Below are 17759 nucleotides of genomic sequence, written 5' to 3' on the forward strand. Positions count from 1 at the left end.
AACGCCAAAACTGTCATAAATACTGAAGCTGCTTGTCTCAAAGTCAGATTAGGCAGACGTCCTAGTGTCATATGTGTAGTTTTTTTCGTCATGCTTTCTTCCACCCAACTCATCATTAAACGGTTCACGCACACGTGCGTGAACCGCTCATCCCCCCGTATTGGAACAGATCAAACATGTCTCTGCGGCTAACAGTTTCTGCCCCTCACACATAAATATCCGAATAAACCTCATCATCCTCCGGCCACGGCGATTCTTCGGCAAATGCCACGGCGTCGGCCACGACGCCCCGGCATTTCTCCAGCACGGCGGCCAGTTCGGCTTCGGTGGCGATGCCTTCTTCCACGAGGCGTTTCTCGAAGTTCGGGATCGGGTCGCGGCTTTTCCAGAGCTCCACTTCGGCGGCGCTGCGGTACTTGCCGGGGTCGGCCATGGAGTGGCCCCGGAAGCGGTAGGTCATGGCTTCGATCAGGTAGGGCCGGCTGTGCTCCCGGACCCACTCGGCGCCCCATTTGACGGCCTCGTGGACCGCCATGACGTCCATGCCGTCCACCCGCACGGAGGGGATGTCGTAGCCGCAGGTGCGTTTGTGGATGTCGGAGAGGGCCGAGGCCCGGGAGACGGCGGTGCCGATGCCGTAGAAGTTGTTCTCGCAGATGAAGAGGACCGGCAGCTCCCAGAGCCGGGCCCAGTTGAGGGATTCGTGGAAGGTGCCCTGGTTGACGGCGCCGTCGCCGAAGAAGCAGGCGGAGATCCGTCCTTCCTTCCGGTATTTGGAGGCAAAGGCAAGCCCGACGGCGATGGGGAACTGGCCGCCGACGATGGCGTATCCTCCCATGAAGGCGAGGCTCGGGTCGAAGAGGTGCATGGAGCCCCCCTTCCCCTTGCACATGCCGGTGGCCTTGCCGAAGAGTTCGGCCATGACCCGCCGCGGCTCGGCCCCCCGAACGATGGCCTGGGCGTGCTCCCGGTAGGCGGAGAGGATGTAGTCGTCCTTGCGCAGCGCCGCGGTTGCGCCCACCGCCACTGCCTCCTGGCCGCTGTAGAGGTGGAGGAAGCCGGTGATATGCCCCTTGGTGTACTGTTCGGCGCACGATTCCTCGAACTCGCGGGAGAGGACCATCTGTTCGTGCATCTTCAGCAGCTCGGAATCGGGAAGGATGGCGCGGAGCGTGGTTGCCATGGGTCACCTCATGCGGTTTCGGTATTCAGGGTAAAGAAGAAACATGCCCCCCGGCCGGGCTCGGAGAAGGCCCAGACCCTGCCGCGGTGCCGGTGGATAATCCGCTGCACCGTGGCAAGGCCGACTCCGGTGCCGGTGAACTCGGCATCGGTGTGGAGTCTCTGGAAGGGGGTGAACAGTTTGCCTGCGTATGCGGCATCAAAGCCGGCCCCGTCGTCGCGGACGTAGTAGACGGTTTCCCCGCCCCCGGTGTCGACGCCGAACTCGATGTGGGCCACGTCTTTCCTGCCGGTGTATTTCCAGGCATTGTGCAGCAGGTTTTCGATGACGCTGCGGAGCAGGACCGGGTCTCCCTTGGCCCTGATCCCGTCGGCGATGGTCGCTTCCACGCGGCGATGGGGCTCGGCCTCTCGCATTTCAGCCATGATCTGCCGGGCGATTTCGCTCAGGTCGACCTGTTCGCACTGGAGCTCTTTGCGGCTTATCCGGGAAAGGTCCAGGAGCGAGTCGATCATCTCCTGCATCCGCCGGCAGGAGACCATGATCCGGGCGAGATAATCGCCCGCGCAGAGGCACTCCTTGGCCGCCAGTTCCTCGGTGAGTATCTCGACATAGCCGTTGATGTGCCTCACCGGCGCCCGCAGATCATGGGACACCGCGAAGGTGAACGATTCCAGCTCCCGGTTGGAGGCCTCCAGTTCGGCGGTACGGGCCTTCACCCGTTGTTCCAGCCCGACGGTGAGTTGCTGGAGCGCCTCCTCGGCCCGCCGGCGGTCGGCCACCTGGCGCTCCAGCTCGGCAGTCCGCTCCCGGACCCGCTCCTCCAGCTGCTCGTTCAGGCGGGTAAGCTCTTGTTCCAGCCTTCGGCGCTCAGCCAGTTCACCCTGCAGTTCCGCGGTCCGCGCGTTCACTTTCCTCTTGAGCGTCAGGTTGATCGACACCGCCGCCACCAGCAGCACGCCCGCAACCGAAGCAACCATTCCCGCCACAAATGCCCTGCTCGGCCGCCAGGGCGGGGCCTTCACATAAATCCAGCGCCCGATGAGGGCACTCTTTTCATCCTCGCTCAATGCCGCGAGCCCCTTATTGAGGATCTGCCGCATCATGGGCCAGTCCTTGCGGATGCCGATCCCCCAGCGGTACATGAAATCGGTGTTCCCCACGAGCCGGAGGTTGGTGATCCCAGCCTCCTGGAGATAAAAGGTGGCGTTGGCCATGTTTTCCACGTAGACGTCCACCATCCCCAGGGATGCCTTGGCCAGCCCCGTGGAGACGTCCGGCACGATATCCAGGCTTATCTGCGGATAGGTGTTACGCAGGTAGTCGTGGGCCATGTAGTTGGAAACCACGGCCACCTTCAGCCCCTGCAGATCCTTGATGGCAAGGGGCTTGCCGAACTCCCTGGCCGAGAAGATCCCGCCGGGGACCACCACCAGGGGATCGCTGAACAGCATGTACCGTTCCCGGTCCGGTGTGGCGGCCACCGCCCCGAGCAGGTCCACCTCGTGCCGTTTGAAGGCATCCATGACCTCGTCCCAGTTCCGCAGGTGAACGATGGTGATGGTGATGCCGAGCTTTTTTTCCAGGGCGTGGATGTGGTCGGCCGCTGCCCCGCGGTAGACGCCGTTTTCGTCAAAATACTCGATGGGTTTGAAGTCGGGGTCCGGGGCGAGCTTGATGACCGGATGGGCGTTGAGCCACGCCCGCTCCTCGGGGGTCAGGGACACGGCGCCGGATTCGGCGCGGGAGCCTCCGGTGGCTGCGAGGATGACAACGAGCGCCAGAATCAGCGCGGACGCGGACAGAATCGACAGGCGACTGGCATATCCGCGTCCGGCCATGGTCAGGCGCTCCGTTTCACGTAGTTCAACGTCCCGCCGGCCAGCAGTTCCTGCCGCTGCCGGTCCGAGACGTCCAGCAGGGTGACGATTTCCTTCCCGCCCACCCGCACCGGGATCTCCACGGCTCCGGAGGCCACGAGCCGCCGCACGTCGGGGAACTCCAGCCGGTCCCCCTGCTTCAGGAGGTCATAGTCGGCGGGATTCTTGAACGTGAGCGGCAGGATGCCGAAGTTGACCAGATTGGCCTTGTGGATCCGCGCAAAGCTTTTGACGATCTTGGCCCGGATGCCCAGGTAGCGGGGAGCCAGGGCCGCGTGCTCACGGCTCGATCCCTGGCCGTAGTTCTCGCCGCCGATGACCACGCCGGTCCCCTTCTCCCTGGCCCGCTTGTGGAAGTCGGGGTCCAGTTGCTCGAACACGAACTGGCTGATGGCCGGGACGTTGCTCCGGTAGGGAAGCACCTTGTTGCCGGCGGGCATGATGGTGTCAGTGGAGATGTTGTCCCCCACCATGAAGATGACCTCGGCCTCCAGGGTCTCCGGCAGCGGGTCAAAGTCGGGAAACGGGACGATGTTGGGGCCGGTGACGATCTCCACCTGCTTCGCCTCCTCGGGCGGCAGGGGGAAGATGATGCTGGAGTCGTCCAGCACGTACTTCTCCGGGTTCCGGACGTTGGGCCATGCCATGAGATCGCCGAGTTTCCGGGGATCGGTGACCACGCCGAAGATTCCGGCGGCGGCTGCCGTTTCGGGGGAGCAGAGATAGACCTTGTCATTCTTCGTTCCGCTGCGGCCGGGAAAGTTGCGGGGGAAGGTGCGCAGACTTACCTGGTCGGTGCCCGGCGCCTGCCCCATGCCAATGCAGCCGAGGCAGCCGGGCTGGTGGATCTGGGCCCCGGCCAGGAGGAGCATCATGATTCCGCCTTGATCGGCCACGTTCTCCAACACCTGGCGGCTGCCCGGATTCACGTTGAAGGAGACGTGGGAGGCCACGCGGCGCCCGTCCAGGATGCGGCAGACGGTCATCAGGTCCCGGAAGGCGGAGTTGGCGGAACTCCCCACGAGCACCTGATCCACCTTGAGCCCTTCGATGTCGGCCACCCGCACCACGTTGTCCGGAGACGAGGGGCAGGCGATGAGGGGCTCCACCGTGGCGAGATCGATTTCCTCGTACTCGTCGTAGGTGGCGTCCGGGTCGGCGGCAAGCTCCTGCCATACCTCGCCGCGCCCCTGGGCCTCCAGGAACTCGCGGGTCCGGTGGTCCGAGGGGAAGAGGGAGGTGGTGGCTCCCAGCTCCGCCCCCATGTTGCCGATGATGGCGCGGTCCGTTGCCGAGAGGGTCGCCACGCCGGGGCCGTAGTACTCGATGATCTTGCCCACGCCCCCCTTCACGGTGTGGCGCCGGAGCATCTCCAGGATCACGTCCTTGGCCGAAACCCAGGGCTGGAGCTGTCCCGTGAGCTTCACTCCCCAGATCTTCGGGCAGGGGAGGTGGAACGGGTGCCCCGCCATGGCCAGGGAGACGTCGAGTCCGCCGGCGCCAATGGCGATCATGGAGAGCCCGGCGGCGGAGGTGGTGTGGGAGTCGGCTCCCAGCATGGTCCGGCCCGGCACGCCGAAGCGCTCCAGGTGGACCTGGTGGGAGACCCCGTTCCCCGGCTTGGACAGATGGACGCCGAACCGTTGGGCCGCGGTCATGAGGAAGACGTGGTCGTCGGCGTTGCGGTTGTCGGTCTGGAGCAGGTTGTGGTCGATGTACTGGGCCGCCAGCTCCACCTTCACCCGGTCCACCCCCATGGCGATGAACTCCAGCATGGCCATGGTGCCGGTGGCGTCCTGGAGGAGCGCATGGTCGATCTTCAGGGCGATCTCGGTGCCCGGCGTCAGTTCGCCCTTCACGAGGTGCGCTTCGAGGATTTTGGTTGCGAGGTTCTTGCCCATGGGGATCTCCTTAGTTACGCATGTATCGCCCGTTTCTCCACGTCCAGGGCCGCTTCCTTCATGGCCTCGGCGAGGGTCGGGTGGGCGTGGAAGGTCATGGCGATGTCGGCGGCGCTGCCACCGTAGGTCATGACGGTGACCGCCTCGGCAATGAGGTCCGAGGCGCGGGGGCCGACCACATGGATGCCCAGGACCCGGCCCGTGTCGGGCTTGGCCAGGATCTTCACGAATCCTTCGGTTTCCCCCATGCAGCGTGCCCGACCGTTGGCCATGAAATTGAACCGGCCCGCGGCATAGGGAATCCCCTGTTCCTTGAGCTGCTCTTCGGTCAGGCCGACGCCGGCCGCCTCGGGCCACGTATACACGATACCAGGGATGTATTCGTAGTCCACGACCGACGCCTCGCCGGTCAGGCGCTCGGCGAAGACTTCCCCCTCGGCCATGGCCTTGTGGGCGAGCATGGGTCCGTGGATCAGGTCGCCGATGGCGTAGATCCCCGGGGCCGAGGTCAGGTAGTTGTCGTCCACCCGGATGCGCCCCCCCTCCATGGCGAGATTGAAGGGTTCGAGGCCGAGCCCGGCCATGACGGGGCGGCGGCCGGCGGCCACCAGGACCCGGTCGCAGGCGATGGCGTCGCGCCCGCCGGCGGACGATTCCACCGTGACCACGGCCGTGCCCTCCCGCTTCTCGATGCCGGTCACCCGTGTCTCCATGCGGAAGGAGATCCCCTGCTTCTTCAGGGAGCGCACCAGAGCGTCGGCCACCTGGCCGTCGGTGGCGGGGAGCGGCTTGGCCAGCACCTCCACCACGGTCACCTGGCTGCCGAGCCGGCGCCAGACCGACCCCAGCTCCAGCCCGATGTAGCCGGCCCCCACCACCAGCAGATGCTCCGGCACCCGGTCGAAGGCCAGGGCTTCCCGGGCGGAGACCACGGTCTCCCCGTCAAAGGCGAGGCCCGGTACCGGCACCGCCTCGCTGCCGGTGGCAAGGAGCACCTTGCCGGCCTCCAGCAGGTGCGCGGGCGCCGTCCCGTTGCCGCCCACCTCCACCCGCAGGAGATCGCCGTTTCTGCCCGCCAGGCGAGCCGTCCCCTTCAGCCAGGTTATCCGGTTCTTCTTGAAGAGGTAGGCGATGCCGTCGGTGAGCTTTTTCACCACATCGTCCTTGCGGGCCATCATCCGCGCCAGGTCGAGCCGCGGAGGGTCAATCAGGATGCCGTGGCCGGCAAAGCCGTCCCGGGCCTGGGCAAAGAACTCCGATGAGTCCAGGAGCGCCTTGCTGGGGATGCACCCCTCGTTGAGGCAGACCCCGCCGAGGGTTTCGCGCTGTTCCGCCACCGCCACGGTCATGCCAAGCTGGGCAGCCCTGATGGCGGCCACGTAGCCGCCGGGTCCGGCGCCGATGACGATAAGGTCGAAGGTTTGCTCAGCCATGGGAAATCCTCCCGGAGAGAAGTAGAGTTATCCTGAAAAAAGCCGTTACCCACAGAGGTCGCAGAGGTCAAAAAGGAAAACCTGTTATTGTTTCAACCATTTCAGAAACTCGCCATTACAGATCCTGATCAGCACCCCACGCCGCCATGGCGGCCTGTCAACAGGCACGTGGCCCCCCCTCAATCCCCCCTACGTTGTAGGGGGGAAGCGAGCAGCGCGAGCAGGGGGGTGAACAGCCGAGACTTGAGCCACAGCCCGGCTACTTACCCGGCCGGTAGATGATCTCGAAGCTCCCCCCCTGCAGATGATTCCAGAGTTTCTCGTCGGTCGTGGTCCGGTAGGGGTCACCGGTGTTTCCCAGCCCGGGCATGGAGAACTTGAGGCTGAACTCGCCCTGGTCCAGGACTACCCCCTTGCCTTCGAGGCGCGCCCCCGTGGTGCCCGCCTCCGGCCGGGGAGCGGGAACGGGAGAGGAGATGGTCGGCTCCAGGGAGCGGATTTCCGTCGGCCGGCCCTGGAAGGCGACCAGCTCCTGGAGCACGTCCCGGGCGCCCTCGTTCCCCTGGCGGGATGCCTTGCCCAACCACTCGATGGCCCGCACCTTGTCCACGGGCACGCCGTCACCGGAGAGAAGGACCATGCCGTACGCGTACTGGGCCTCGGCATCGCCCCCCGCGGCCGCCTTGCCGATCCAGCGGGCCGCGGCCGAGGTGTCGCGCTTGACCCCGGTCCCCTCGTGGTAGAAGGTGCCCAGATAGTACTGGGCCCGCACGTGGCCGCGCTCGGCCGCCATTTTCATGTACCGCGCCGCCTCTGTCGGCTTGCGCGGGGCGCCGCTGCCGTCCAGGTGCATCAGCGCAAGCCTGAAGGCCGCTTTGGCATCCCCCCGCCGGGCCGCGGCCTGGGTGGCGGCATACCCGTTGGCGGCCTTTGCGCCCTTTGCCGTACGGGAAGCGGCCGGCACCGGCGCAACCGCCAGCAGCGACAGGGCCAGTGCCGTCACGACCCGGCACACCATGACCGCAACCCTACCCCTCAAGGAACAGCTCCTCCGGATCTTCCACATACTCTTTCACCGTGCGCAGGAATCCCACCGCTTCGCGGCCGTCGATGATCCGGTGGTCGTAGGACAGGGCCAGGTACATCATGGGCCGGATGACCACCTGCCCGTCCCGGGCCACGGGACGGTCCTGAATGGCGTGCATGCCGAGCACCCCGCTCTGGGGCGGATTGAGGATGGGGGTGGAAAGGAGCGAGCCGTACACCCCGCCGTTGGTTATGGAGAAGGTGCCCCCCTCCAGGTCCGAGAGTTCGAGCCGGTTGGTTTTGATCTTTTCGACAAAGGCGGCGATGGCCTGTTCGATCTCCCAGAAATGGAGGCGGTCCGCATCCCGGAGCACCGGCACCACCAGCCCCTTGTCCGCGCCGATGGCGATGCCGATGTTGTAGTAGTGGTGCCGGACGATGTCGTTGCCGTCGATGCGGGCGTTCACCAGGGGAAAGGCTTTCAGGGCCTCTACGCAGGCCTTGACGAAGAACGACATGAACCCCAAGGATACCCCGTGCCGCTTGGCGAACTGCTCCTTGTGGCGGGCACGCAGTTCCACAATGCGCCCCAGATCGGCCTCGTTGAAGGTGGTGAGCATGGCGGTCTGCTGACGCGCCGCCATGAGACGTTCCGCGATCCGCTTGCGGATGGGGGTCATGGGGGTGCGGGTGGTGCGATCGGCCTCCGGCGGCTCGGCCTGGCGGGGCTGCTCTGCCGCCGGCCGGGGCTGCTGCGCGGGAGGCTGGGGAGCGGCCGGCGGAGGAGCCCCGGCCGGAGACGCCCCCTGCTCCCGCTTTTCGGCAAAGGAGAAGAGATCATCCACCGTCACCCGCCCTCCCCGGCCGGTACCGGGCACCGCCTCGGGGCTGATCCCCCGCTCCCGCGCCATTTTACGCACCGACGGGGAAAGAGGGGGCTCTGCGGCGGGCGCGGCGGCAGCGGCCTGTGCCGGAGCCGGCGACTCGGCAACGGGGGCGGCAGCGCCTTCGCGAATGGTACCGATGACCGTGCCGATCTTCACCGTGGTCCCGGCCGGCACCGCGATGGAGAGAACCCCGTCGGCCTCAGCGTTAAGCTCCATGGTGATCTTGTCGGTCTCGATCTCGCAGACCGGCTCGTCCTTGCGGACCGCATCGCCGTCCTGGCGGAGCCACGTGGCCACCAGGGCCTCGAATACCGATTCACCCACCGATGGTATTTTGATTTCCATGGAATTCTCCGTTGAAACAGTGCTGCCGATCAGCACCTATCACGATGCGTGAACCGGCCCCCGGTGAGGGGGAACGCCTATACCGCGAGCGCCTCCGTGACGACCCGTTCCTGCTCCACCCCATGCAGCCGGTGCGACCCCACGGCGGGGACGTCGTTGTCGGGCCGCCCCACGTAACGGGGCTCGCGACCGAAAAGATCAGCCAGGTGGGGCCGGAGAAAGCTCCAGGCTCCCATGTTGCGGGGCTCCTCCTGGACCCAGGCGATGCTCCCGGCCCCCCGGAAGGGCGCCACCGCCTCCCGCAGCAGGTCGGTCCGCAGGGGATAGAGCTGTTCGATCCGGACAATGGCCGTGTCGGCCACCGCGTCACGCTCCATCCGCTCCAGCAGCTCGTAGTAGATCTTGCCGGAACAGAGCAGGAGTCGCCGGATCTTTTCAGGGTCGGCAACGGGGGGGATCACCTCCCGGAACCAGCCGCCGGACAGCTCTTCCAGCCGGGAGACGCAACGGGGATGGCGCAGCAGGCTCTTGGGGGTGAAGACCACCAGGGGCTTGCGGAACGGCTGCTTCACCTGCCGCCGCAGCAGATGAAAGAGCTGGGCCGGGGTGGAGGGATAGGCAACCTGGAGGTTATCGTCGGCGCAGAGCTGGAGATAGCGTTCGATGCGGGCGCTGGAGTGCTCGGCCCCCTGCCCTTCGTAGCCGTGGGGCAGGAGCATGACGAGGCCGCTTACCCGCTCCCACTTGGACTCGCCGCCGGCGATGAACTGGTCGATGATGACCTGGGCGCCGTTGGCAAAATCGCCGAACTGGGCCTCCCAGATGACGAGCATCTCGGGGGACTGGACCGAATAGCCGTATTCGTAGCCCAGGACCGCGAACTCGGAGAGCATGCTGTCCCAGGCGCGAAAGACCGCACCGCCGGTAGCAGCGCCGTCCAGGGGCACGTGGAATGCTTCGGTGTTCATGTCGTGGAGCACTGCATGGCGGTGGCCGAAGGTGCCGCGCCGGGAATCCTCCCCGGACAGGCGGATGGAGGTTCCCTCGGCCAGAAGCGTCCCGTAGGCCAGGGTCTCGGCATTGCCCCAGTCGATCCCTTCGCCCGCCTGCACGGCCTTGAGCCGCCGCTGGAGGATGGTTGCCACTTTGGGGTGGGCGGAAAAGCCCTCGGGCACGCCGGCCAGCCCCTCGGCCAGCTGCCGCAGCCGCGCCGCGTCCACGCCGGTATCGACCTTGGCGGGCGAATAGTCCCGCCGGTACTCTCCCCACTTCCCCTCGAAGCCGCCGGCCACGGGACGCGGAGGGGCGCCGAGGGATTCCTCCAGCCGCCCGGCAATGGCTGCGGTCATGGCGTCGAGCCGGTCCCGGGGAACCCCCTCCTCTGCCAGCCGGTCCGCGTAAAGCTCGTGGACCGGCGGCCGGTCCTTGATCCGGCCGTACATGACCGGCTGGGTGAAGTAGGGCTCGTCCCCCTCGTTGTGGCCGTGCCGGCGGTAGCAGATGATCTCCACCACCACGTCGCGGCCGAAGGTCTGCCGGTACTCCAGGGCGAGTTCCATCACGTGGACCGCCGCCTCGGGATCTTCGCCGTGGACGTGGAACACCGGCGCCGCCACGATCTTGGCCGTGTCGGTGGCGTAGAGGGACGAGCGGGCATCCGCCGGGACCGTGGTGAAGCCGATCTGGTTATTGATGACGATGTGGAGGGTGCCGCCGGTCCGGTATCCTTCAAGCTGCGAGAGGTTCAGGGTCTCGGCCACCACCCCCTGGCCGGCAAAGGCGGCATCGCCGTGGATCAGCACCGGCAGGACCCGCCTGTCCCCCCCCGGCCCCCGGGCGTCCTGACGGGCCCGGCATTTCCCCTCCACCACCGGGTTCACCGCCTCCAGGTGCGAGGGGTTGAAGGCCAGAGTCAGGTGGATGCTGCTGCCGTCGGCGAACCGGCGGTCGCTGGAGAACCCCTTGTGGTACTTCACGTCGCCGTCCCCCACGAACGCCAGCTCCACGTTGTCGGCGAACTCGGCAAAGATATTTTCCACCGGCTTGCCGATGATGGTGGCCAGCACGTTCAGCCGCCCCCGGTGGGCCATGCCGAGCACCAGGTCATCCACGCCGAGCCGGGCCGCGCGTTCCACCACGGCATCCAGGGCGGGAATCAGCGCCTCCCCTCCCTCAAGGGAAAAGCGCTTCTGCCCCAGGAATTTCCGGTGCAGGAACTCCTCGAACAGGGACGCCTCCCTGAGCTTCTCGAGGATGCGCAGCTTCTGGTCCAGGGAAACAGGCGGCCGGTTCCGGACCGGCTCCATCCGCTCGATCAGCCAAGTCCGCTCGGCAGGGTCCTGGATGTGCATGAACTCCACACCCACGGAACGGCAGTAGGTCTCCCGGAGCGTTGCCAGAATCTCCCGCAACGTCGCCTCGCTCTTGAGGAAACGGCGCGCCCGGAAGGTACGGTCCAGGTCCGACTGGTCCAGGTCGTACTGCTCCAGCGCCAGGAGCGGGTGTTCCAGCTTGCAGGGAGAGAGGGGATCGGTGCAGGCCAGCAGGTGGCCCAGGTCGCGGTAGCGATAGATGAGAGAGTCGACCGCCGACTGCTTGGCGGCCAGCTCGGGGGTGGGGCATTCGGCCGACGGCTCGCCGCGCCCCAGCTCGTAGCCGGTGAAAAACGCGCGCCACTCGGCGGAAACCGACGCGGGATCGGCCTGCCAGGATTGGAAGAGGGATTCGATGAACTCGGGGTCGGCCCCTGCGGCAAAGGTCATGACAGCGTCCTTGGTTGAAGTGACGCGGATAAGTATAACAGAGGGGAAAGCGGTTTCAAACCGAACCGGCGCGGGGCGCGGGCCGGCAGGATGCTCAGCCGGGCCTATCCGGCCGGGTCGGGGGACAGGTACCTGACGGCCCAGGCGGCGATGATGCCGGCGGCATAGCGGGCGTCCTCCTCGGCCAGGAGCAGGTGGTCGGCCCGGTCCAGGGCCACCAGGCTCCTGGGCTGGGGGGCCAGGGAGAAGATCCGCTCGGCGTGGTGGAAGCCCACCACCTGGTCGTCGGGGGCATGGAGTATGAGGAGCGGCACGCCGAGGGTGGCGATGGCCCCATCAAGGCGGACGCCGGTCACGTCGTCCAGGAACGAGCGGCCGAGTCGGAAGGGGCGGCCGGCCACCATGACCTGGGCCGAGCCGTTCTGCGCCAGTTCGTCCTCCTTGCCGGTGAATAGGTGGCGCAGCCCCGCCGGGCTCGCCGGTGAGCCGATGACCACGACCGCCCGGCAGCCCTTGATGGCTCCGGCCGCGGCAAGGCAGGTGGTGCCGCCGAGGGAATGGCCGATGAGCAGGCTGGGCGTGGCATGGGAGCGCTCCAGGAACGAGGCGGCCGCCAGCAGATCGTCCACGGTGGAGGTGAAACCGGTTTCGCTGAAGTCCCCCCCGCTCTCCCCGAGCCCCGTGAAGTCGAAGCGGAGCACGCCGATCCCCTGCTCCGTGAGCACCCGGTTGATGGCGACCATGGATTTCAGCTCCTTGGAGCAGGTGAAACAGTGGGCAAAGAGGGCGAAGGCGACCGGCTCCCGCCCCTCCGGCAGATCGAGGATGCCGGAGAGTTCCGCGCCGCGGCCGCCGGGGAAACGGAGGCGGCGCGAGATCATTCCTTCTCCCCCTCGCCGGCCCGGTCGAGTACGAGCGATGCCGAGTTAATGCAGTAGCGCCGGCCGGTGGGGGCCGGGCCGTCCGGGAACAGGTGCCCCAGGTGGGCGCCGCAGGAGGCGCAGTGGACTTCGGTCCGGTGCATGAAGAAACTCCGGTCCTCCTCGCTCTCCACCCCGTCTCCGTCCAGGGGAGCGGTGAAGCTGGGCCAGCCGGTGCCGGAGTCGAACTTGTCCGCGGAGTCGAACAGGGGCGCGCCGCAGCAGACGCAGCGGTAAGTCCCCCTGTCGTGGCAGTCCCAGTAGGCGCCGGTAAAAGCCGGCTCGGTCCCCTTGCGGCGGGTGATCTCGTACTGCTCCGGGGTCAGCTGCCCGCGCCACTGGGCATCGGTTTTCTCGATCTTCCTTTTCATGATGCGCCTCCGTGCTCCCTGCTCCTTAGCCCAGCTTCTTTCCCGCCCGGCGGAGCAGGATCGAGTTGGTCACCACCGACACCGAGGAAAAGGCCATGGCAAGCCCGGCGAATTCGGGCCGGAGCGTGATCCCCAGCGGATAGTAGAGGACCCCGGCGGCCACGGGGATGCCGAGGATGTTGTAGAACAGGGCCCAGAAGAGATTCTGCTTCACCTTGGCCAGGGTCGCCCGCCCCAGGCGGATGGCGCGCACGGCATCCATGAGGTCGTCCCGCACCAGGATCACGTCGCCGGTCTCCTTGGCCACGTCGGTGCCGCCGCCGATGGCGATCCCCACGTCGGCCCGGGCCAGGGCCGGGGCATCGTTGATCCCGTCGCCCACCATGGCAGTGAAGTACCCCTTTGCCTGGTACTCCCGCACGATTTCCTCCTTGCGGCCCGGCAGGACTTCGGCCTCGAAGCTGTCAACCCCCGCCTCCCGGGCCACGGCGGCCGCCACCTCCCGGTGGTCGCCGGTGATCATGCAGGTGGCTATCCCCATTCGCTTCAGCTCGGCCACGGCCCGGGGCGAGCTCTCCTTGAGCCGGTCGGCCAGGGCCGCCACCCCCAGCAGGCGTCCCGCTTCGGCCACGAGGATGAGCGATTTCCCCTCCCCGGCCAACCGGGATGCGGCCTGCTCCAGGGGCGAAGTGTCGATGCCCGCCCCGACCAGGAACCGGGCGCTGCCGGCCGTTACCGGTTCACCGTCCAGGACGCAGGCCACGCCTCCCCCTTCGGTCTCCCGGTAGCCGTCCACCGGCGCCGGCACCACGCCCCGTCCGGCGGCGCCGCTTACCGCCGCCTGGGCCAGGGGATGGTTCGAGCGGGATTCGGCCGCGGCCAGCACCGCCAGCAGCCGCTCCTCCGTCACCCCCGGCGCCGGCACCAGGTCGGTGAGGGAGGGTTCGCCTCGGGTGAGGGTGCCGGTCTTGTCCAGCAGGATCGCCTGGACCCGGGAGATGTTCTCCAGCACCGAGCCCCGCTTGACCAGAATCCCCCGCGACAGCCCCACCCCGCTCCCCACCATGATGGCGGTGGGGGTGGCGAGCCCCATGGCGCAGGGGCAGGCGATGACCACCACGGAGATGGCCAGCTTGAAGGCAAAGAGGAACTCCTGGTGGAGCCCCCAGAACCAGAGGGCGAACGTGAGGGCCGACAGGGCGATCACCACCGGCACGAAGACCCCGGACACCCGGTCGGCGAACCGCTGGATCGGCGCCTTGTCCGCCTGGGCCTCCCGCACCATCCGCACGATCTGGGAGAGAAGCGTTTCCTCGCCGATGCGGGTGGCCCGCACCAGGAGCACGCCGCTGCGGTTCACCGTGGCCCCGGTGACCGCGGCCCCCGGCCCCTTGTCCGCCGGGATCGACTCGCCGGTCACCATGGACTCGTCCACCGACGAGGTTCCCTCCACCACCTCCCCGTCCACGGGGATCGTCTCGCCCGGCCGGACCCGGACCAGATCGCCCACCCGCACCGCCGACGCGGGGACTTCCCGCTCCTGGTCGCCGGTCACCAGCCGCGCCTTGTCCGCCTGGAGCCGCAGGAGCTTCTTCAGGGCTTCCCCCGCCTTGCCCCGGGCCCGGGCTTCCAGGTACTTGCCCAGGCGGATGAAGGCGATGAGCATGGCCGAGGTCTCAAAGAACACGTGGCCGCCATGCTCGCCGAAGGCCCCGAAAAAAGCGAAGAGGGAGTAGAAATAGGCGGCCGAGGTGCCCAGGGCAACCAGCACGTCCATGTTGGCGCTGCGGTTCTTCAGGGCGAACCAGCTCCCCCGGTAGAAGGTGAGGCCGGCCGAAAACTGGACCGCGCTGGCCAGGACCAGGTTCATCCAGCCCACGGCCCGGTTGTCGTGGAGGGTCATGGTGGCCATGATGGGGAGCGAGAGCAGAAGACTGGCAATGAACCAGTTGCGCTGGCCCTTCAACTCCGCGGCGGCCTCCCCCCCTTCCGCTTCGGGCTCCACGGGGGTGTACCCCGCGGCCACCACCAGGGCGAAGATGTCCGCCTTGCCCAGGCGGGAGGGATCGAACCGGACCAGGGCCTCCTCCTGGGCCAGGTTCACCACGGCGGCGGACACGGCCGGGTCGGCCAGGAGCTTTTTCTCCAGGTTCGCCACGCAGGAGGCGCAGTGCAGCCCCCGCACCCCGAAACGCAGCTCCCCGGCCGCCGTGCGCACCACTCCGTAGCCCAGGGCTTCCACCCGCGCCACCACGGCATCCTCGTCGATCACCCGTTCGTCGAACTCCACGGACAACTCGGCGGTGGCGAAGTTGACCACGGCCGAGGCAATGCCCGCCACGCCGCCCAGCTCCTTCTCGATCCGGGCCGCGCACCCGGCGCAGCTCATGCCGGTGATGGGAAACAAGACCTTACGCATTCGGATGTCCCTCCGTCAGATATCCCCGCAGCTCGGCCGCGCAGATCTTCACCACTGCCGCCACCGGCACCGCCAGCACCACCCCCCAGAAGCCCATGAGCTCGCCCATGGCCATGAGGACAAAGATGACCGCCAGGGGGTTAAGCCGCAAAGTCCCCCGCATGAGGAGCGGCTTGATCAGGTTCCCTTCTATGATAACGCTGATCACGAAATATGCCGCGCAGACCAGGGGGATCACCGACATGTCGCCGGTTTCCGCATAGCCGATCAGGGCCGGCGGGATCACCGCCACCATCACCCCCACAAAGGGGACCACCGACGCGAATCCGGCCACCAGTCCGTTGAGCAGCGGAAACTCGATGCCGATGGCGTAGAGGGCCAGAGCCGACAGGATACCCACGATGACGCAGTCCAGGAGTTGCGCCAGGATAAAGCGCTCCAGGGACCGCTTGATCCGTCCTCCCATCTCCCGGAACGACGGCCGCTCCCGGTGGGGGACGAACCGGAGGACCAAGTCCTTCACAAAATCCTTGTAGTAGAGCATGAAGAAAACGAGGATCGGGGCGAGCACCAGGTTGAAGAGACCGAAGAAGGCCCGCGTGAGTTGCTGGTATCCCTTGCCCGTGAGCTCAAGGGCCAGCTTCTTCAGGGATTCCTCGGCCCGGGCGATGAGCCAGGTTCCCTCCTCGCCGCCGTAATAGGGGGTAAGGCGACCCTTCCACGTCTCCATGACCAGTTGCAGATTATCCACGTAGCGGGGGACCGCCCGGGGGAAGGCCTCCAGCTGGTGGCTGAGGTAGGGGATCAGGAGGATCAGGGCCAGGAGGATTCCCACGGCAATGGAGAGATAGAGCACGGCAATGGCCGGCAGCCGCCCCAGCCCCTTGGCCTCCATGAATTTCATGGCCGGATTGAGAAGATAGGCAATGACCAGCGAGGTGAGGACCGCCGACAGGGAGTGGACGGCGAAATGGCCCGCCAGGAGCACCAGCCCGAAGGTTATGGCCAGGAACCAGGCGATATGGGCCGCGTCGCGGGGGCGCACCGCCTAGCTCCGGAAATCGCCGCGACGGAGGTGGTCGGCGGCGGCACGCACGGCGGCGGCAATGGGAATGGCCAGCAGGATGCCCCAGAAACCCATGAGTTCGCCGAACACCATGACCACGATGATGGTCACCAGGGGGTTCAGGTCCATGGACTCCTTGAAGACCAGCGGCTTCACCAGGTAGCCTTCCAGAAAGTAGATGACCGAGAAGGCGCCGATCACCTGGAGGAGCACCATGCCGCTCTCGTACTGGACATAGGCGAAGAACAGGGGCGGCAGGGTTGCCAGGATGACCCCGATGAAGGGGAGAACCGAGGCGAGTCCCGCGAATATGCCGTTGACGATGGGATAGTCGATGCCGATGACGAAGAGCGCCACCGTGGACAGGACCGCCACGATGACCGAAACCATGAACTGGCCGCGGATGTAGCCGCCGATGCTCTCGTTGACCTCCCGCCCCAGGGCCAGCAAGACCTCGCGGCGGGACGCGGGGAGCCACGCCGCCGCTGTCTCCATGAACTCCTTCTTGTACCAGAGCATGAAGAACACGAGAATCGGCGCGAGCACCAGGTTGAACAGATTGAAGACGAGCCCCTCGGCAGCGGCGTAGACCCCGGCGCCGAGCTTGGCCAGCAGCTTGTCGGCCTGGCCGGCGGCGGTATCGAAGAGCCAGCGCCACTCCTCCACCGCATAGGGAGGGACCGCCCGGCTCTTCCAGGCGAACACGATCTGCTTCCCCTTCTGGAGATAGGCGGGGAGCCCGGTGATGAACGCCTCCCAGCGCAGGCTGAGAAACGGCACGAGCACGATGAAGAAGAAGACGGAGAAAACCGCGAGAAGCGCGTAGAGGAAGAGGATGCCCCACGGACGGCGCACGCCGCGGCGCTCCATCACAACGAGGACGGGGTCCAGGAGATAGGCGGTAACGAAGGACAGCAGGAAGCAGGAGACCGTATGCCTGATCGCGTAGCCTGCGGCGATCAGCGCCCCGCCCACCAGCAGCGCCGCCACGACCCTGTTCACCGCCGGTTGTTTGTCAGCCATCGTCCGCTCCTGTGGGGCGCCGGCGTGCGGCACCCTCAGAAATCCTCCTCTTCGGCGCCGAAGAGATCGTTCTCCTCCAGCCACCGCCGGGCCCGGTCGGAGATGAGCTCCTCCTTCATGGCCATGTAGCGGTCGAACTCCTCGGGATAGAACGACAGGATCTCGTCCAGCCGACCGTAGGGCTTTTTCCCTTCGAAGGAGCGCAGCAGCATCCCCTTGAGGCTCGCATTGTCGAGCCCCCTGATGAACTCGTGGAGCAGCAGCCGTTCCTGATCGTAATCGAAGCCGGGGATGCGGAGGAATCGGTCCTCGCTCTCTTCCATCTCCCGCCAGAAATCGTCATCGTCGAAATCGGACGGCACGGCAAAGATGTCGCCCGTTTCCCGATCGAGAAAATAGGCCAGTGCCGTTTCCGGATTTTCGAACGCCTCCAGGAGATCATCCCAGAGTATTTCAATGTCGCGCATGAATCCCATGTTCACCTTACGCCTCGCCCGCCTCAACGCGCCTTTACCTTTGGCGGCCTTTCGATTATAGTGCCGC

The 17759-nt window shown here is 66.6% G+C and carries 13 protein-coding genes; all 13 read right to left on the bottom strand.

The annotated features are described in order from the left end of the window. Positions 1 to 205: 205 nt before the first annotated feature. The gene (pdhA, locus tag GS_RS12285) at positions 206 to 1183 is read right to left on the bottom strand and encodes a pyruvate dehydrogenase (acetyl-transferring) E1 component subunit alpha (protein ID WP_010943082.1); all 978 of its coding nucleotides are present in this window, start codon (positions 1181 to 1183) and stop codon (positions 206 to 208) included. Positions 1184 to 1191: 8 nt separating this feature from the next. Next, on the bottom strand, positions 1192 to 3024 hold the full coding sequence (locus tag GS_RS12290) for an ATP-binding protein (RefSeq protein ID WP_010943083.1): 1833 nt from the start codon (positions 3022 to 3024) through the stop codon (positions 1192 to 1194). Between the two features lie 2 nt (positions 3025 to 3026). After that, positions 3027 to 4964 (bottom strand): aconitate hydratase, encoded by a 1938-nt coding sequence (locus GS_RS12295; RefSeq protein ID WP_010943084.1) that lies wholly within the window; start codon positions 4962 to 4964, stop codon positions 3027 to 3029. A gap of 14 nt (positions 4965 to 4978) precedes the next feature. Beyond that, positions 4979 to 6397: a dihydrolipoyl dehydrogenase gene (lpdA, locus tag GS_RS12300; RefSeq protein WP_010943085.1), complete on the bottom strand. Its 1419-nt coding sequence runs from the start codon at positions 6395 to 6397 to the stop codon at positions 4979 to 4981. A 259-nt stretch (positions 6398 to 6656) separates the two neighbouring features. Beyond that, positions 6657 to 7436, bottom strand: coding sequence for a tetratricopeptide repeat protein (locus GS_RS12305; RefSeq protein WP_235044890.1), 780 nt, complete (start codon positions 7434 to 7436; stop codon positions 6657 to 6659). Then, positions 7426 to 8655, bottom strand: coding sequence for a 2-oxoglutarate dehydrogenase complex dihydrolipoyllysine-residue succinyltransferase (gene odhB / locus GS_RS12310; RefSeq protein ID WP_010943087.1), 1230 nt, complete (start codon positions 8653 to 8655; stop codon positions 7426 to 7428). The genes GS_RS12305 and odhB overlap by 11 nt, the downstream gene beginning before the upstream one ends. Before the next feature lie 77 nt (positions 8656 to 8732). Further along, complete coding sequence (locus GS_RS12315; RefSeq protein WP_010943088.1) at positions 8733 to 11417, bottom strand: 2-oxoglutarate dehydrogenase E1 component; 2685 nt, start codon at positions 11415 to 11417, stop codon at positions 8733 to 8735. Positions 11418 to 11521: 104 nt separating this feature from the next. Next, positions 11522 to 12298 carry an alpha/beta hydrolase family protein gene (locus tag GS_RS12320; RefSeq protein ID WP_010943089.1) on the bottom strand — a complete coding sequence of 259 codons (777 nt, stop codon included), beginning with the start codon at positions 12296 to 12298 and terminating at the stop codon, positions 11522 to 11524. Beyond that, the gene (msrB, locus tag GS_RS12325) at positions 12295 to 12708 is read right to left on the bottom strand and encodes a peptide-methionine (R)-S-oxide reductase MsrB (RefSeq protein WP_010943090.1); all 414 of its coding nucleotides are present in this window, start codon (positions 12706 to 12708) and stop codon (positions 12295 to 12297) included. Before msrB ends, GS_RS12320 begins: the two co-directional genes overlap by 4 nt. 25 nt (positions 12709 to 12733) lie before the next feature. Next, positions 12734 to 15127, bottom strand: a complete 2394-nt coding sequence (locus tag GS_RS12330) for a heavy metal translocating P-type ATPase (RefSeq protein ID WP_010943091.1) — start codon at positions 15125 to 15127, stop codon at positions 12734 to 12736. After that, the gene (locus tag GS_RS12335) at positions 15120 to 16172 is read right to left on the bottom strand and encodes an AI-2E family transporter (RefSeq protein WP_010943092.1); all 1053 of its coding nucleotides are present in this window, start codon (positions 16170 to 16172) and stop codon (positions 15120 to 15122) included. The genes GS_RS12330 and GS_RS12335 overlap by 8 nt, the downstream gene beginning before the upstream one ends. Before the next feature lie 3 nt (positions 16173 to 16175). Continuing rightward, positions 16176 to 17216: an AI-2E family transporter gene (locus GS_RS12340; RefSeq protein ID WP_010943093.1), complete on the bottom strand. Its 1041-nt coding sequence runs from the start codon at positions 17214 to 17216 to the stop codon at positions 16176 to 16178. A 35-nt stretch (positions 17217 to 17251) separates the two neighbouring features. Continuing rightward, entirely contained in the window at positions 17252 to 17692 is a 441-nt protein-coding gene (locus tag GS_RS12345) for a UPF0158 family protein (protein WP_010943094.1), read from the bottom strand. Positions 17693 to 17759 lie beyond the last annotated feature (67 nt).

The organism is Geobacter sulfurreducens PCA, from assembly GCF_000007985.2.
GTDB lineage: Bacteria > Desulfobacterota > Desulfuromonadia > Geobacterales > Geobacteraceae > Geobacter > Geobacter sulfurreducens.

What these genes read in the sequence shown, in the direction of transcription:
- pdhA (WP_010943082.1), bottom strand. Translation starts at nt 1,183, where the DNA reads ATGGCAACCACGCTCCGCGCCATCCTTCCCGATTCCGAGCTGCTGAAG.
- GS_RS12290 (WP_010943083.1), bottom strand. Translation starts at nt 3,024, where the DNA reads ATGGCCGGACGCGGATATGCCAGTCGCCTGTCGATTCTGTCCGCGTCC.
- GS_RS12295 (WP_010943084.1), bottom strand. Translation starts at nt 4,964, where the DNA reads ATGGGCAAGAACCTCGCAACCAAAATCCTCGAAGCGCACCTCGTGAAG.
- lpdA (WP_010943085.1), bottom strand. Translation starts at nt 6,397, where the DNA reads ATGGCTGAGCAAACCTTCGACCTTATCGTCATCGGCGCCGGACCCGGC.
- odhB (WP_010943087.1), bottom strand. Translation starts at nt 8,655, where the DNA reads ATGGAAATCAAAATACCATCGGTGGGTGAATCGGTATTCGAGGCCCTG.
- GS_RS12315 (WP_010943088.1), bottom strand. Translation starts at nt 11,417, where the DNA reads ATGACCTTTGCCGCAGGGGCCGACCCCGAGTTCATCGAATCCCTCTTC.
- GS_RS12320 (WP_010943089.1), bottom strand. Translation starts at nt 12,298, where the DNA reads ATGATCTCGCGCCGCCTCCGTTTCCCCGGCGGCCGCGGCGCGGAACTC.
- msrB (WP_010943090.1), bottom strand. Translation starts at nt 12,708, where the DNA reads ATGAAAAGGAAGATCGAGAAAACCGATGCCCAGTGGCGCGGGCAGCTG.
- GS_RS12330 (WP_010943091.1), bottom strand. Translation starts at nt 15,127, where the DNA reads ATGCGTAAGGTCTTGTTTCCCATCACCGGCATGAGCTGCGCCGGGTGC.
- GS_RS12340 (WP_010943093.1), bottom strand. Translation starts at nt 17,216, where the DNA reads ATGGCTGACAAACAACCGGCGGTGAACAGGGTCGTGGCGGCGCTGCTG.
- GS_RS12345 (WP_010943094.1), bottom strand. Translation starts at nt 17,692, where the DNA reads ATGGGATTCATGCGCGACATTGAAATACTCTGGGATGATCTCCTGGAG.